The organism is Escherichia sp. R1 (assembly GCF_003000935.1).
Taxonomy (GTDB): Bacteria; Pseudomonadota; Gammaproteobacteria; order Enterobacterales; family Enterobacteriaceae; genus Escherichia; species Escherichia coli.
Genome location: NZ_PSRU01000002.1, coordinates 186,075 through 201,132 on the forward strand (window position 1 = coordinate 186,075; position 15,058 = coordinate 201,132).

A 15,058-nucleotide genomic window follows, 5' to 3' on the forward strand; every position below is an offset into this window, starting at 1 on the left:
CTGCAACGGATTTCCTTTTACTCATCATTAGCCGCAATCCGGCATGCTTTCACTATGAATAATAAGGGACGTAAGCACACCTTACCACTGCGGCGTATACGGTTTCTTCAGCCAGCGAACAAAATCGTCCAGCGGTAACGGGCGACTAATCCAGTAGCCTTGCATGAAATTAACGCCGCGTTCGCTTAGCCATCGTGCCTGTTCTGGCGTTTCGACCCCTTCAGCAACTGTCAGCATATTGAGACGTTTCGCCAGCGTCAGCACCGCGTCAAGTACGGGTGAAGTGATCGTTTCCGTACCGATGGCGTTGATAAATCCACGATCAATTTTCAGATAATCGAGCGTAAAACGCTCAAGATAGATAAGCGCGCTGTGCCCGGTGCCGAAGTCATCAATAGCAATTTCTACGCCGACCGAATGCAGCCAGGCGAAGAGTTGTGTGGCTTCTCGCTCTTTCAGCATATCGCGCTCGGTAATTTCCAGCACAATCTGGAAATGGTGTGCGGGCAGGGAAGTGAGCAGTTTCTGGATATCCGCTTTAAAGCTTTCGCTGTGCAAGTGGGCCGGCGCAATGTTAATGCCAAATTTGACGCCTACCGGCAGTACTTTTTCTAATTCTGCGGCATCGCGGGCAATCAACTCAAACAGGTGCTGAGTCAGTGGCACAATCATCTTTTGCGCTTCGGCAAAGTTAATGAAGGCATCCGGGGGGATTTCACCTGCTACTGGATGCCGCCAGCGTAGCAGTACTTCCAGGCCCGTTACCCGCAAAGCTTGTGTATCAACCACCGGTTGATACACCACGTAAAATTGTTCGCGCTTGATGGCGGTCATGATTTCTCTGCCTGGGCGCATACGCACACTCATCAGGTAATAGCAGAGAAGTCCAACGAAAGTTCCACTCATGCCACCCAGTAAAAATGCGTACCACACATCGTTCCATGTCCAGTCATCTGCATAAAGCCGAACAGTCAGAGGAATGCCCGCAATTTTAGTTTCACGGACCGGCATGTCGGTTAATTCATTAACGTTCATCAAACGTGAAGAAAAGGTAGATAGCGCAGTATTACCAATAATGAGGGCTAGGCCATCGTAATCTTCCTGCCGTGAACTATAAAAGAGTGAAGGCGTCAGGTTGAGATTCAGAGCGGCAAACACGCCGCTATTTTTCAGCAAAGGGTTGCGATACCAGATGACGATTGCGGGTTTGTTCGGCACCATCGGCGTGCCGGGTAAGATTGCCATATCGACGTTTTTATTAATGTCGAGCGCCGGAATCAATTCATTGAGTGGAATGTCCATCTCACCAGTTGCAGATGAACAGAATGTTTTTTTATCTTTTACCAGCACAAACGTACGAACATTCATGCTAAACGCCGCGCGGGCGGTCAGTTCGGGGTTAGCCTGCTGGCAGGTATCTAAGGTCAGCGGCTGGAGCCGGTCAGTAGTGGATTTAAGGTCGGCAAAATAGGTATCGAGATACTTTTGTACGTCGGTAATCAGTGTGTCGTATTTGACTTCGTGCTTATGCCAGGCCACTAAAAACTGAAGGCAGCTCACCAGTATCGCAATCATCACGCCTGCAACAATGCAGGTAAGCAGGAGCTTACGTCCAGAATTGGGAGCGCGTATAAACATGATTCCGTTAATTTCCTGAAATTACGACAACATTTAAAAGATAACAATGACCGGACTATAGCCTGGATCAAGACGCGGAAACATCATTTTCTCTGATGAATGAAAACAAAAAAGCACTGCCTAAGCAGTGCTTTCAGTTAACTCGTCAGGATAGCCAAGGGATTGCATCCAAACGGTTTATTAGCTGCGGCTGAGAACCCGGCGTGCTTCGTTGTAACGCTTCTTCCAGTATGGTTCATTCATGCTGGAAATAATAACACCACTGCTGGTGGAAGCATGGACAAACTGGTTGTTGCCGATATAAATACCGACATGGCGTCCCGTTGAACCGGCACGGAACAGAACTAAATCACCCGTACGCAAATTACTGCGGGAAACAGATTTACCCATTTCCTGCTGTTCATAAGTCGAACGCGGAAGTTCTAAGCCAAATTGCTCACGGAATGTACGCTGTACGAAACCAGAACAATCGATACCTTTTTTAGTGCTGCCGCCCAGACGATAGCGTACGCCTTTCCAGTCAGCATACTGATCCATAATTCGCGATTTTACGTCGACATTACGAACCAGGTTTTCAAATTCATCCTGAGAAGCTTGCAGTGATGATGTTTCACTACCCACTGCACGTGTCTCAGGATGCATATTCTTTGCGGTGTTATTTGCACTACATGCAGAAAGCAGAACCGCTACTGCAATCGCGGGGATCCCGCGCAAGATATATCTCAAAATCGGTTGAGATTTGACCATGTTGTTTGTTTTCCCTTGAAGTCCTTAACGACAAATATCGTTATAAAAAAATGCCAAGCGACACGAGACTAATTACCTGGGCATGTTGAAACAATTCCTTAAGGCCAAATCTGTGGACTAACGCACAAAATTATATGCTGTGAGGATAATCTACCGCCGAGGCAAAACGAGTTCGAGATTACCCGATTGGTGCGGTCTTGGCGAGCGGTTTTACATGATTTTTTATAAGAAAAAGTGATACAGAAAGTTAATCAGCGGGATTGGTCAATTAAAGTACGATTGAGTGAAACGCATGCAATCCATTCATTTACTTAGAGAATGATTTTTGCGCTCGATGGATGAAAGCAGGAGGCGCATCATCAGGATTATCCTCACTATAAAAATAAACCTGATGATGTTAATTACTGTGAGTTATTTGTTTTGGAAATGTTTGTTTTTTCCAGGAAGTGATTTGTCAAAAAAGGTGATTAATCGATCACTTAATGGCGTCAGCAACACCCAGGGCAAACCGATCAATATCACGGTCATGGAACCGACGATGATGTCAGTAAACCAGTGTGCGCCAATCATTACTCTGGGAAACGCAAAAACCACAAAAATAATAAGGGCGATAAGGCCTGCAACTTTGCCGAAATAACGCCACATGAATGCCGAAAAAATAAGCAGCATCATACCGTGATCGCCGGGAAAGCTATCTCGTGAGGCATCTTTCGTGGGAACAGAGAGCAGTTCGCTGACGCGGTTAATATTGGTAAAAGTCAACGTTGGGCTGGCCCGTTTTACAGGAATTAGTGCCTGACCCAGCTGGTTTAATACCACTGCAGTTAATAGCATGACCAGACCAATAATCACGATACGTCGTCTGCCTGGGGCGTTTTCTTTCAGCCAGAAACTCAGCATCAACATTCCCATCGCCAGCAGTGAACAACCGTCGAAAGCGCGATTGTTGGTCAATGCAACCAGCCATAAAAAGGCCTTACTTTCGACCAGTTTCTGATTAAAGAAATAAAAAATATCCGCATCAATCGGCAACCAGAATCCATGATTAATGGGAATATACCAGGAAAGAAACAGCGCGAGGCCGACAATATTCAACAACACTATTTGCGGCAAATTTTTAATCATATTTTCTCTAATTATCTTACTGAAAAACGCAGGCAACCTTACGCGGTAGTCGCTAAACGAAGCTTCAACAGCGCGCTCTGCAAGGCATTCCAGTCAGCTTCGCTGCTGGAAATCAGCTCAATACGACTGTCCGGTGGCGCAACGTTTTGCGTTTCAATGTGCAGGTCATCGCCCTGACGGTTGATTCGCACCAGCCCTTCGGGAATACGTAGCACGCCTTTGACGCGTTCCACCGGTGCAAGTCGCGCCCATTCCAGAATACCAATGGTGTCGAATACCGTATCAGCGTCGAATATCCAGCCACAGGCCTGATGCCCTTGTCCGCTGTTCAGACTGCGACGCCAGCGTTGATGCTCTGGCAGGCTTAACGCTGCTAACCCTTTTTTCACGCTATGCTGATGAGAATGCGCGGCGCTGGCGGGCAACTCGGCTAAATTGCGACGCGGCAAATCCAGAAGATGACCGTCAATTTTTCCATGCTCGCTGTGAATTAATTGCCGATCGCCACCATTTTGCTGCCACCAGCGCTCTAGCGCTTGCTCACTTTCGGGCGTCGCACGGTCGGATTTATTGGCGACAATAATGTCTGCGGCAGCCAGTTGGTCACGGAAGTTTTCATTGCTGGCGCTTTTTTCGTCCAGCAACAGGCGTGGATCGAGAATGCACAACGTGGCGCGCAGATCTATCCACGGTTCATAGACGGGTGCGGTTAAGAGATCGAGGATCTGTTTCGGATGGCCCAGCCCGGTCGGCTCTATCAACAAGCGGTCTGGTTTTCCCTGACGCAGTAAGGTATTCAACCCTACCTGCATGGGTAAACCATTAACGCAGCACATGCAACCGCCGGGGATCTCTTTCAGCAGTGCGCCGCTATCGGCGAGCAAAGCACCATCAATTCCGACTTCCCCAAATTCATTAACCAGTACCGCCCATTTTTCGTTGGGATCTTTATGGGCTAACAGATGAAGAATCGACGTAGTTTTCCCGCTGCCGAGAAAACCGGTGATGAGGTTGGTTCTGGTCACAACGGCTCCGCAATACTCTGGTAAGTTAACTGAGCGTTAATCCTGGCTAAAAAAGGCAGAAAAGAGAAGGGGAGAGCGGACGAAGGCGAGCTTCATCCGCTTTAACCGCAGAAATCGTTAAATTTTGAGGGTGTTTAATAGCGCCTGATGCGCGCCGAATTGTGCGATTTGTTGCCAGGCTTGTTCGATGGCCTGCACAAAATGCGGGTTATCTGGCAGATCATCACCGAAAATTTCACGCAGGGAAAGCAGGGCGGTTACGCGTTGTTCACTGCTGCTGCCCGCAACAAGTTCACGAATTTTATCGCTAAGCGGATCGCGAACATCAATGGCATTTCCGGCATCATCAACGCCGCTGACGTAACGCATCCAGCCTGCAACGCCTAATGCCAGCAACGACCAGTCCGTTTCGCGCCCCAGATGTATGCGAATACCTGCCAGCATGCGTTGCGGTAATTTTTGGCTGCCATCCATCGCGATTTGCCAGGTCTTATGTTTCAGTGCCGGATTAGCAAAACGTGCAATTAACTTATCCGCATATTGTGTTAAATCGACATCTTTAATCCGCAGTGTCGGCGCTTGCTCATCCAGCATTAATGTTCTGGCGGCATGGCGAAATGCGCGATCCTGCATGCAATCACTGATATGGGCGAATCCTGAGAGGTAACCCAGATAAGCGAGAAAAGAGTGGCTGCCATTAAGCATACGCAGTTTCATCTCTTCCCATGGCAGGACATCATTCACCATTTGTACACCTGCGACTTCCCAGGCAGGACGCCCAGCGACGAAGTTATCTTCAACCACCCACTGGATAAACGGTTCGCAGCTAATCGCGCAGGGATCATTCACCCCCAGATGCTGGCTTATTTCCGCCAGTGATTCGTTGGTTGCAGCCGGAACAATGCGGTCGACCATGGTTCCCGGAAAACTGACGTGTTCTTTTATCCACCCGGCGAGTTCTGGTGAACGTTTTTCCGCCATCCCCAGCACCGCGTTTTTCACCACATGGCCATTGTCGGGAATATTGTCGCAGGAGAGCACGGTAAACGGTGTAAGGCCGCGCTCACGGCGGCGTTTCAGTGCTTCGACGAGAATACCTGGCGCGGAGTGAGGTTCTTCAGGGGTTTGTAGATCGTGAATAATCCGCGGATTGCTGGTGTCGAGTGCACCGGTGGCCGGGTCAATACAATAGCCTTTTTCGGTAATCGTCAGGGAAACAATTGCCACCTGTGGCTCGCAAAACTTCTCAATAATTGCCGCTAAGGAATCCAGTTTTGCATTCAGGCATTCGTGAACGGCACCGACAATTATCGCCTGATTGCCGTCCGCCCCTTTCTCCAGCACGGTATATAAATGGTTCTGTGCGCGGAGCTGGCTCATCAGTTGATCGCCGCTGAACAAGCTGATCTCACAGATCCCCCAGTCGCCGCCCTGGGCATTCAGCACACGATCGGTCAGTAACGCCTGATGTGCGCGGTGAAAGGCTCCAAAGCCAAAATGAACGATACGTGATTGCAACTGCTGTCGATCGTAGCGTGGAGCGTGTACATGATGCGGGAGCGTAATGGAGGCGATTGTATTCATAGGAGTCACGTCTTAGTAACGATTAATTAACAATGACAGTGTAAAGTTATATGACAACAATTGAAATTGGTCTGGATTGTTAATGCGATGAAGTGTGAGGGCGATCAATCAACGAGTGAAAATTGCGGGCGTAAGGTGTTCAGGAAGCGCAAAATAGAAGATTGGTATAATAAATTAAAAAAGGGACAGCCTGAGCTATCCCTTTTCTGCAAGCGGCTGAAGTTAGTCAGCACGACCCATATAACGGCGTTCTTCGATATGGATACGAATTTTTTCGCCCGGGCTTAAGTATTCTGGTACCTGAATCACCAGACCAGTGCTCAATGTCGCCGGTTTGTTACGGGCGCTGGCAGATGCCCCTTTGATGCCTGGTGCAGTTTCAACGATTTCCAGATCAACGGTCTGCGGCAGCTCAAGCGCCAGCAATTGACCGTCCCAGGTCAGCACCTGCATGTCCGGCATGCCGCCCTCAGGCATAAACAGCAACTCTTCTTCAATCTGATCTTTGGTGAAGGTATACGGGGTATAGTCTTCTTTATCCATAAAGACATATTCGTTGCCATCGACATAGGAGAAGTCAACGTAACGGCGGGTCAGCGTCACGGTGTCAACGATATCATCACCTTTGAAACGCTCTTCTACTTTCAGCCCGGTACGGACATCAGAAAAACGCATTTTGTACAGCGTAGCGGCACCGCGGGCAGTGGGCGACTGAATATCAATGTCCTTAACCAGCAGCAGTTTGCCGTTGTAATTCAGTACCATACCTTTTTTAATTTCGTTCGCTCTTGGCATCGAAAAATTCCTGTAGTCAAAAATGTCAAAAATATCGCGACAAAGTACTCGCGACGGGCCTTTCGGGCAAGTGGTATTCGCACTTTTGCTGGTGCAAAAAAGGTGGTACTGTGCGCGCTCATCAATCCGGTGGTTAACCTTAAGAGAACAACGTATGGAATGCCGTCCGGGTTGCGGGGCGTGTTGCACTGCCCCTTCAATTTCCAGCCCTATTCCCGGTATGCCAGATGGCAAGCCCGCCAATACGCCCTGCATTCAGCTTGATGAACAGCAACGCTGTAAAATTTTCACCTCGCCACTGCGACCGAAAGTCTGTGCAGGCTTACAAGCCAGCGCTGAAATGTGCGGTAACTCGCGTCAGCAGGCAATGACCTGGCTTATCGATCTGGAAATGTTGACCGCGCCTTAAACATCTTTAATTCGCAGTAAGCAAAACAGAGTGGCGATAATCATCACCATCGCAAACCAGAACACAGCGTGATAATTCCAGATCTCGGCGACGATGCCCGCCACTGATCCTGCGATGATCCAGCCCACGCGCGACGTGTTGGTATAGAGCGTGGTGGCTGAACCTGCCTGACCGGGCATCAAATCCTGAAAATAGAGCATCCCGATGCCGCCCAGAATGCCAATAAAAATAGCATTTAGCAGCTGCAAGCCCAACAGAATGACAGGTGAATGCGCCATCAGCATTCCTGCGTAAAAACAGACGCCACCCACGGCAGCAACGCGCATTAAGAAGCGCTTACCCAGACGTTTGGCAAAATATCCGGCGATCAACATGGTCGGGATTTCCAGCTCGGCGGCGGTCCCCATCATCACACCGGCCAGTTTCTCGGGAAGATGCAGTTCGTTGATAATAAATAGCGGCATGTTGATGATGTACAGGCTGTTCGAGCCCCACATCAATGTACAAATGACAAACAGCAGCAACGTATCGCGACGGTTACGGCGCGGCGCTTCAACCGTGCCGGTCGCCAGCGGAAGCTCTTTTTGCATCGACGGCAAAAACAGCCACACCATCACGCCGCAAACAATAAACGCTACCGCTGCGCTCAGATACATTACCGTAAAGCTGAAACCCATCGCTAAGGCATAAGCCAGCGGTGGGCCAATGACCCATGCCAGTGAAACCTGAGCGCGTAAAAAAGAGCTGAACATCACCGCCTCACGTCCGGTTTTGTCAGCATGTTCACGGGCAAGGGCAAACATTTGCGGGTTAGCGGTTGAGCCAAAGCTGCTAAGAAAGACGCCAACGAATAGCAAAACAAAGTAGTTGCGATTCCAGGCAAAAAGGGTGCAGGTCAGCACGCCTAACAGGCAGCAAAAGACAATCAGCGATTTGCGATCGCCGCGCTTATCAGAGCGCCCGGCGAGAAACTGACTCACCAGAATCCCAATGACTGCGCTGCCGGTAAAGAAGAATCCCACCATCGCCGGACGGGCATGTACTTCATCAGTAAGAAAAATACTGAGTGTCGGGGTTTGCAGAGCGCCCGCAATACCGGTGAGAAAGGCAACGATTAAAAACGCCGTCGAGGTCAGGTCAAACGATTTCGCGCTGGTGACTGCGGGGGAGTTATGCATGCTGGTCGATCACTGGAAGAGGAAGACGCGGAGTTTACGCTGCTTGTCAGAAAATAAACAGACAGCGAAATCAAAAGCGCCACGAATAATCAAAATGCCATTTCACTGTTGCTGATTGGCTGCTGACGCTGCTGAAATGAAATTGCTGATAACGGATTTTCCCATCAGCAATTAGGAAAAATGACAAAAAATTGTGCAGCACATCAAACTTTTGCTCATAACTTTACGGCTTTCCTTGCGTGCTGAAACAAAAGTATTATGCTTTCTTGAAACGTTTCAGCGCGATCTTGTCTTTAACCCTAAGCCAGGTTGGCGCTTTTTTTCTCATAGAAGCTGAATCGTTTCAATTCAGCAAGAGAGGAGAACTATGTTCCAGTTATCCATACAGGACATCCATCCGGGCGAAAAGGCCGGAGACAAAGAAGAGGCGATTCGCCAGGTCGCTGCGGCGCTGGTGCAGGCCGGTAATGTAGCTGAAGGCTACGTCAATGGCATGCTGGCGCGCGAACAGCAAACCTCAACGTTCCTCGGCAATGGTATTGCTATTCCACACGGCACTACCGACACCCGCGATCAGGTGCTGAAAACCGGCGTTCAGGTATTTCAGTTCCCGGAAGGCGTCACCTGGGGTGACGGCCAGGTAGCGTACGTGGCGATCGGTATTGCTGCCAGCTCGGATGAACATCTGGGCCTGCTACGCCAGCTGACCCACGTACTGAGCGATGATTCCGTTGCTGAACAACTGAAGTCAGCAACAACAGCAGAAGAACTTCGCGCATTGCTGATGGGCGAAAAGCAGAGTGAGCAGCTGAAGCTCGACAACGAAATGCTGACGCTGGATATCGTCGCCAGCGATCTGCTGACTCTTCAGGCGCTGAACGCTGCGCGTCTGAAAGAGGCGGGGGCAGTTGACGCCACTTTCGTCACCAAAGCCATCAATGAACAACCGCTGAACCTCGGACAGGGTATCTGGCTGAGCGATAGCGCCGAAGGCAATCTGCGTAGCGCGATTGCGGTAAGCCGTGCGGCAAATGCTTTTGATGTGGACGGCGAAACGGCAGCCATGCTGGTGAGTGTGGCGATGAATGACGATCAGCCCATTGCGGTTCTTAAGCGTCTCGCTGATTTGTTACTCGACAATAAAGCTGACCGCTTGCTGAAAGCGGATGCGGCAACGTTGCTGGCGCTGCTGACCAGCGATGATGCGCTGACCGACGACGTGTTAAGCGCGGAGTTTGTGGTGCGCAATGAACACGGCCTGCATGCTCGTCCAGGTACCATGCTGGTCAATACCATTAAACAATTTAACAGTGATATTACCGTGACAAACCTTGATGGCACCGGCAAACCGGCAAACGGACGTAGTCTGATGAAAGTTGTGGCACTTGGCGTTAAGAAAGGTCATCGCCTACGCTTTACCGCCCAGGGGGCAGATGCTGAACAGGCGCTGAAAGCCATTGGCGACGCTATCGCTGCTGGTCTTGGGGAGGGCGCATAATGAGCAGACGTGTTGCTACTATCACCCTTAATCCGGCTTATGACCTTGTTGGTTTCTGCCCGGAAATTGAACGCGGCGAAGTGAACCTGGTGAAAACCACCGGTCTGCATGCGGCGGGTAAAGGCATCAACGTGGCCAAAGTATTAAAAGACCTGGGAATTGATGTCACCGTTGGCGGCTTCCTCGGTAAAGACAATCAGGATGGTTTTCAGCAACTGTTCAGCGAGCTGGGCATTGCCAACCGTTTCCAGGTTGTACAGGGGCGCACCCGAATTAACGTTAAGCTGACGGAAAAAGACGGCGAAGTGACCGACTTCAACTTCTCGGGTTTTGAAGTCACCCCCGCCGACTGGGAACGCTTTGTGACTGATTCTCTGAGCTGGCTCGGTCAGTTCGATATGGTCTGTGTCAGCGGAAGCTTACCGTCAGGCGTCAGCCCGGAAGCGTTCACCGACTGGATGACTCGCCTGCGTAGTCAGTGTCCTTGCATTATCTTTGATAGTAGCCGTGAAGCGTTAGTAGCAGGTTTGAAAGCGGCACCGTGGCTGGTGAAACCTAACCGCCGCGAGCTGGAAATCTGGGCAGGCCGTAAACTGCCTGAAATGAAAGATGTGATTGAAGCTGCGCATGCGCTGCGTGAACAAGGTATTGCGCATGTTGTTATTTCACTGGGTGCCGAAGGCGCGCTTTGGGTTAATGCCTCCGGCGAATGGATCGCCAAACCACCGTCAGTCGATGTCGTAAGCACCGTTGGCGCAGGGGATTCTATGGTTGGTGGCCTGATTTATGGCTTGCTGATGCGTGAATCCAGTGAACACACACTGCGTCTGGCGACAGCTGTTGCAGCCCTGGCGGTAAGTCAAAGCAATGTGGGTATTACCGATCGTCCGCAGTTGGCCGCAATGATGGCGCGCGTCGACTTACAACCTTTTAACTGACAGCAGGAGAGGCATAATGAAAACGCTGCTGATTATTGACGCTAATCTCGGTCAGGCACGCGCCTATATGGCGAAGACCCTGCTGGGCGCGGCGGCGCGAAAAGCAAAACTGGAAATCATCGACAATCCGAACGACGCAGAAATGGCGATTGTTCTCGGTGATTCCATCCCGAATGACAGCGCGCTGAACGGTAAAAATGTCTGGCTGGGTGATATTTCCCGGGCAGTTGCGCACCCTGAGCTGTTCCTGAGTGAAGCCAAAGGCCATGCGAAACCTTACACTGCGCCGGTCGCTGCGACAGCACCGGTTGCTGCCAGCGGTCCGAAACGCGTAGTTGCGGTGACTGCTTGCCCGACTGGCGTAGCACACACCTTTATGGCGGCTGAAGCCATTGAAACCGAAGCGAAAAAACGTGGCTGGTGGGTGAAAGTTGAAACCCGTGGTTCTGTTGGCGCGGGCAATGCAATCACCCCTGAAGAAGTCGCAGCAGCGGATCTGGTGATTGTGGCGGCAGATATCGAAGTGGATCTGGCGAAATTTGCTGGTAAACCGATGTATCGCACCTCTACCGGTCTGGCGCTGAAGAAAACTGCGCAGGAACTGGATAAAGCGGTTGCTGAAGCAACGCCGTATGAACCAGCGGGCAAAGCTCAAACAGCGACCACTGAAGGTAAGAAAGAGGGTGCAGGCGCTTACCGTCACTTGCTGACGGGCGTCTCTTACATGCTGCCGATGGTTGTTGCAGGTGGTCTGTGTATCGCGCTTTCTTTTGCTTTTGGTATCGAAGCGTTTAAAGAGCCGGGTACGTTGGCAGCGGCGCTGATGCAGATTGGTGGTGGTTCAGCCTTTGCGCTGATGGTGCCGGTACTGGCAGGTTATATTGCCTTCTCCATTGCCGATCGTCCGGGTCTCACGCCGGGCCTGATTGGCGGTATGCTGGCGGTTAGCACCGGTTCTGGCTTCATTGGTGGTATTATTGCGGGCTTCCTGGCGGGTTACATTGCGAAGTTAATCAGCACGCAACTGAAACTGCCACAGAGTATGGAGGCACTGAAACCGATCCTGATCATTCCGCTAATTTCCAGTCTGGTGGTCGGTCTGGCGATGATCTACCTAATCGGTAAACCGGTTGCTGGCATTCTCGATGGGTTGACTCACTGGCTGCAGACCATGGGGACTGCGAATGCGGTTCTGCTGGGGGCGATCCTCGGTGGCATGATGTGTACTGACATGGGCGGTCCGGTAAACAAAGCAGCGTACGCATTCGGTGTGGGTCTGCTGAGTACTCAAACCTATGGCCCGATGGCGGCGATTATGGCGGCAGGTATGGTGCCACCGCTGGCAATGGGTCTGGCAACAATGGTGGCGCGTCGCAAATTCGACAAAGCGCAGCAGGAAGGTGGCAAAGCCGCTCTGGTACTTGGTCTGTGCTTTATTTCGGAAGGTGCAATTCCGTTTGCTGCTCGTGATCCGATGCGTGTGCTACCGTGCTGTATCGTTGGTGGGGCGCTGACTGGCGCAATTTCAATGGCGATTGGTGCGAAACTGATGGCACCACACGGTGGTCTGTTTGTTCTGCTGATCCCTGGCGCTATTACGCCGGTATTGGGTTACCTGGTAGCAATTATTGCCGGTACGCTGGTGGCGGGTTTGGCCTATGCCTTCCTCAAACGCCCGGAAACACAAATAGTAGAAAAAAACGCATAATTTCTCTTCATCATCGGGGCTGAGACATCTCTGCCCCGATGATGACAAACGCAAAATTGCCTGATGCGCTATGCTTATCAGACCTACATGAACCCTGCAATATATTGAATTTTTGCGCTTTTGTAGGTCGGATAAGGCGTTTACGCCACATCCAGCATGAACAAAGCGCGCGTTGTCAACAATCTGAGGGCAGAAACATCTCTGCCCTTTTTCTTGCCTGCCATATTGTGTGTTACACATCACAACTTTCTCTTTTGTTGCTGCATAAATAGACAAACTTTGTGACCGCCTTCATATCTGGCCGATTTCGTTTTTTCTGATCGATTTACATTACGTTAAACATGCTTATTATGAACATGTGTTTAAATCTGAACACGTGCTCTAATAGTCTTATTGACTGTAATGACTATTTTACCCAATTTCTTCGTTGGCAATTTATTGCCAGGGGGCGTGCTATGCGCGAAAAGGACTACATAGTAATTATTGGCTCGGCGAATATTGATGTGGCTGGGTATTCACATCATCCATTGAATTATGCGGATTCGAATCCCGGAAAAATTAAATTTACCCCAGGTGGCGTGGGAAGGAATATCGCTCATAATCTGGCGTTACTGGGGAAAAATGCCTGGCTTTTAAGTGCAGTAGGTGGTGATTTTTATGGGCAATCATTACTGGCGCAAACTAATCAATCCGGTGTTTATGTCGATAAATGCTTAATTGTTCCGGGTGAGAATACATCCAGCTATTTATCACTGCTCGATAATACAGGAGAAATGCTTGTCGCGATAAATGATATGAGTATTAGTGACTGTATTTCTGCAGAATTTCTTGCCCAGCATCAGGAGTTTATTCGCGGTGCAAAGGTTATTGTCGCGGATTGCAACCTTAGTGAAGAGGCGCTGGTCTGGGTTCTGGAAAATAGCGGGGAAACGCCTGTATTTATTGATCCGGTATCGGCATGGAAATGCGTCAAAATCCGCGATCATCTGAGCAAAATCCATACGTTAAAACCTAACCGTCTTGAAGCCGAAACGTTGAGCGGAATTGCACTTTCCGGACGTGAAGATGTCGCAAAGGTCGCCGCCTGGTTTCATCAACACGGCCTGAACCGCCTGGTGCTGAGCATGGGAGGGGATGGCGTTTACTACAGTGATATCAACGGTGAAAGTGGGTGGTCGGCCCCTATTAAAACGAATGTCATCAATGTTACTGGGGCAGGCGACGCCATGATGGCGGGGCTGGCCTCCTGTTGGGTAGACGGTATGCCGTTTATCGATTCTGTTCGATTTGCGCAGGGATGTTCGTCAATGGCACTTGCCTGTGAATATACCAACAACCCTGAATTATCAATTGCCAATGTTACATCGTTAGTGGAGAACACAGAATGTCTGAATTAACTCTGTCCCCTGAATTATTACAAATATCCGCTGAAGTACAGGATGCTTTAAAAAATAAAAAACCGGTTATTGCGCTGGAATCGACCATAATTTCTCACGGAATGCCATTCCCACAAAATGCCCAAACCGCAATTGAAGTAGAAGAAACAATTCGTAAACAGGGCGCAGTACCAGCCACTATCGCCATTATTGGCGGCGTGATGAAAGTGGGCTTAAGTAAAGAAGAAATTGAATTGCTGGGCCGTGAAGGACATAACGTGACGAAAGTTAGTCGTCGTGATTTACCTTTTGTCGTTGCTGCAGGGAAAAATGGCGCGACTACCGTTGCATCAACCATGATTATTGCAGCACTGGCTGGGATTAAAGTTTTTGCAACCGGAGGTATTGGTGGTGTGCATCGCGGAGCGGAACATACCTTCGATATTTCTGCCGATTTACAGGAACTGGCAAATACCAATGTCACTGTTGTTTGTGCGGGGGCAAAATCTATTCTCGATTTAGGATTAACAACAGAATATTTAGAAACCTTCGGTGTACCGTTAATTGGTTATCAGACAAAAGCGCTGCCTGCGTTTTTCTGCCGAACCAGCCCATTTGAAGTCAGCATTCGTCTTGACAGTGCCCGCGAAATTGCTCGCGCGATGGCAGTGAAGTGGCAAACCGGTTTGAACGGCGGCCTGGTGGTAGCGAACCCGATCCCGGAACAGTTTGCGATGCCAGAAGAAACCATCAATGCAGCAATTGATCAAGCCGTTGCTGAAGCCGAAGAACAGGGTGTTATTGGGAAAGAGAGTACACCGTTCCTGCTGGCGCGTGTTGCGGAGCTAACCGGCGGTGATAGCCTGAAATCCAATATTCAACTGGTCTTTAATAACGCCATTCTGGCGAGCGAAATTGCCAAAGAATATCAGCGTCTCGTGGGTTAATTTCTGGTGGGCAGAAAGCCGTCGCCCGTACTCATCAAACATACCAAAACCTGGCGCTGACGCCGGGTTTACTGGCATGAAGGGAAAATC

At 50.0% G+C, this 15,058-nt stretch carries 13 protein-coding genes; 6 read left to right on the forward strand and 7 right to left on the reverse strand.

Features of this window, described 5'->3' with window-relative positions; all coding sequences use genetic code 11:
* Positions 1 to 81: 81 nt before the first annotated feature.
* The 6 genes from C4F37_RS03650 to yeiP form a co-directional block, all read right to left on the reverse strand.
* Complete coding sequence (locus tag C4F37_RS03650) at positions 82 to 1,638, reverse strand: cyclic di-GMP phosphodiesterase (protein ID WP_000470587.1); 1,557 nt, start codon at positions 1,636 to 1,638, stop codon at positions 82 to 84.
* A gap of 180 nt (positions 1,639 to 1,818) precedes the next feature.
* On the reverse strand, positions 1,819 to 2,385 hold the full coding sequence (gene mepS, locus C4F37_RS03655) for a bifunctional murein DD-endopeptidase/murein LD-carboxypeptidase (protein ID WP_000241011.1): 567 nt from the start codon (positions 2,383 to 2,385) through the stop codon (positions 1,819 to 1,821).
* Positions 2,386 to 2,796: 411 nt separating this feature from the next.
* Positions 2,797 to 3,510: a Kdo(2)-lipid A phosphotransferase gene (gene lpxT / locus C4F37_RS03660; RefSeq protein WP_001296239.1), complete on the reverse strand. Its 714-nt coding sequence runs from the start codon at positions 3,508 to 3,510 to the stop codon at positions 2,797 to 2,799.
* A 38-nt stretch (positions 3,511 to 3,548) separates the two neighbouring features.
* Entirely contained in the window at positions 3,549 to 4,535 is a 987-nt protein-coding gene (yeiR, locus tag C4F37_RS03665; protein WP_000198798.1) for a zinc-binding GTPase YeiR, read from the reverse strand.
* Between the two features lie 117 nt (positions 4,536 to 4,652).
* Positions 4,653 to 6,119, reverse strand: coding sequence for a mannitol dehydrogenase family protein (locus tag C4F37_RS03670; protein WP_001538996.1), 1,467 nt, complete (start codon positions 6,117 to 6,119; stop codon positions 4,653 to 4,655).
* A gap of 222 nt (positions 6,120 to 6,341) precedes the next feature.
* The gene (gene yeiP, locus C4F37_RS03675; protein WP_001136827.1) at positions 6,342 to 6,914 is read right to left on the reverse strand and encodes an elongation factor P-like protein YeiP; all 573 of its coding nucleotides are present in this window, start codon (positions 6,912 to 6,914) and stop codon (positions 6,342 to 6,344) included.
* Positions 6,915 to 7,068: 154 nt separating this feature from the next.
* Here yeiP and C4F37_RS03680 point away from each other — a divergent pair, with 154 nt between their 5' ends.
* Positions 7,069 to 7,323: a YkgJ family cysteine cluster protein gene (locus tag C4F37_RS03680; protein ID WP_000389030.1), complete on the forward strand. Its 255-nt coding sequence runs from the start codon at positions 7,069 to 7,071 to the stop codon at positions 7,321 to 7,323.
* Here C4F37_RS03680 and setB read toward each other — a convergent pair.
* Positions 7,320 to 8,501 carry a sugar efflux transporter SetB gene (setB, locus tag C4F37_RS03685; protein ID WP_001538995.1) on the reverse strand — a complete coding sequence of 394 codons (1,182 nt, stop codon included), beginning with the start codon at positions 8,499 to 8,501 and terminating at the stop codon, positions 7,320 to 7,322. The two genes, C4F37_RS03680 and setB, sit on opposite strands and share 4 nt — an antisense overlap.
* A gap of 367 nt (positions 8,502 to 8,868) precedes the next feature.
* Here setB and fruB point away from each other — a divergent pair, with 367 nt between their 5' ends.
* The 5 genes from fruB to psuG all read left to right on the forward strand — a co-directional run bounded on the left by fruB (position 8,869) and on the right by psuG (position 14,968).
* A complete protein-coding gene (fruB, locus tag C4F37_RS03690; protein WP_001538993.1) occupies positions 8,869 to 9,999 on the forward strand; it encodes a fused PTS fructose transporter subunit IIA/HPr protein in 1,131 nt (376 codons plus the stop codon).
* Entirely contained in the window at positions 9,999 to 10,937 is a 939-nt protein-coding gene (gene fruK, locus C4F37_RS03695) for a 1-phosphofructokinase (RefSeq protein WP_000091263.1), read from the forward strand. The genes fruB and fruK overlap by 1 nt, the downstream gene beginning before the upstream one ends.
* Positions 10,938 to 10,953: 16 nt before the next feature.
* Positions 10,954 to 12,645: a PTS fructose transporter subunit IIBC gene (gene fruA / locus C4F37_RS03700; RefSeq protein ID WP_001538991.1), complete on the forward strand. Its 1,692-nt coding sequence runs from the start codon at positions 10,954 to 10,956 to the stop codon at positions 12,643 to 12,645.
* A gap of 455 nt (positions 12,646 to 13,100) precedes the next feature.
* Positions 13,101 to 14,042: a pseudouridine kinase gene (locus C4F37_RS03705; RefSeq protein ID WP_001207098.1), complete on the forward strand. Its 942-nt coding sequence runs from the start codon at positions 13,101 to 13,103 to the stop codon at positions 14,040 to 14,042.
* Positions 14,030 to 14,968 (forward strand): pseudouridine-5'-phosphate glycosidase, encoded by a 939-nt coding sequence (psuG, locus tag C4F37_RS03710; RefSeq protein WP_001293144.1) that lies wholly within the window; start codon positions 14,030 to 14,032, stop codon positions 14,966 to 14,968. The genes C4F37_RS03705 and psuG overlap by 13 nt, the downstream gene beginning before the upstream one ends.
* Positions 14,969 to 15,058: the final 90 nt, after the last annotated feature.

Coding starts and splice junctions, on each gene's coding strand:
- C4F37_RS03650 (WP_000470587.1), bottom strand. CDS start 1,638: ATGTTTATACGCGCTCCCAATTCTGGACGTAAGCTCCTGCTTACCTGC.
- mepS (WP_000241011.1), bottom strand. CDS start 2,385: ATGGTCAAATCTCAACCGATTTTGAGATATATCTTGCGCGGGATCCCC.
- lpxT (WP_001296239.1), bottom strand. CDS start 3,510: ATGATTAAAAATTTGCCGCAAATAGTGTTGTTGAATATTGTCGGCCTC.
- C4F37_RS03670 (WP_001538996.1), bottom strand. CDS start 6,119: ATGAATACAATCGCCTCCATTACGCTCCCGCATCATGTACACGCTCCA.
- yeiP (WP_001136827.1), bottom strand. CDS start 6,914: ATGCCAAGAGCGAACGAAATTAAAAAAGGTATGGTACTGAATTACAAC.
- C4F37_RS03680 (WP_000389030.1), top strand. CDS start 7,069: ATGGAATGCCGTCCGGGTTGCGGGGCGTGTTGCACTGCCCCTTCAATT.
- setB (WP_001538995.1), bottom strand. CDS start 8,501: ATGCATAACTCCCCCGCAGTCACCAGCGCGAAATCGTTTGACCTGACC.
- fruB (WP_001538993.1), top strand. CDS start 8,869: ATGTTCCAGTTATCCATACAGGACATCCATCCGGGCGAAAAGGCCGGA.
- fruK (WP_000091263.1), top strand. CDS start 9,999: ATGAGCAGACGTGTTGCTACTATCACCCTTAATCCGGCTTATGACCTT.
- fruA (WP_001538991.1), top strand. CDS start 10,954: ATGAAAACGCTGCTGATTATTGACGCTAATCTCGGTCAGGCACGCGCC.
- C4F37_RS03705 (WP_001207098.1), top strand. CDS start 13,101: ATGCGCGAAAAGGACTACATAGTAATTATTGGCTCGGCGAATATTGAT.
- psuG (WP_001293144.1), top strand. CDS start 14,030: ATGTCTGAATTAACTCTGTCCCCTGAATTATTACAAATATCCGCTGAA.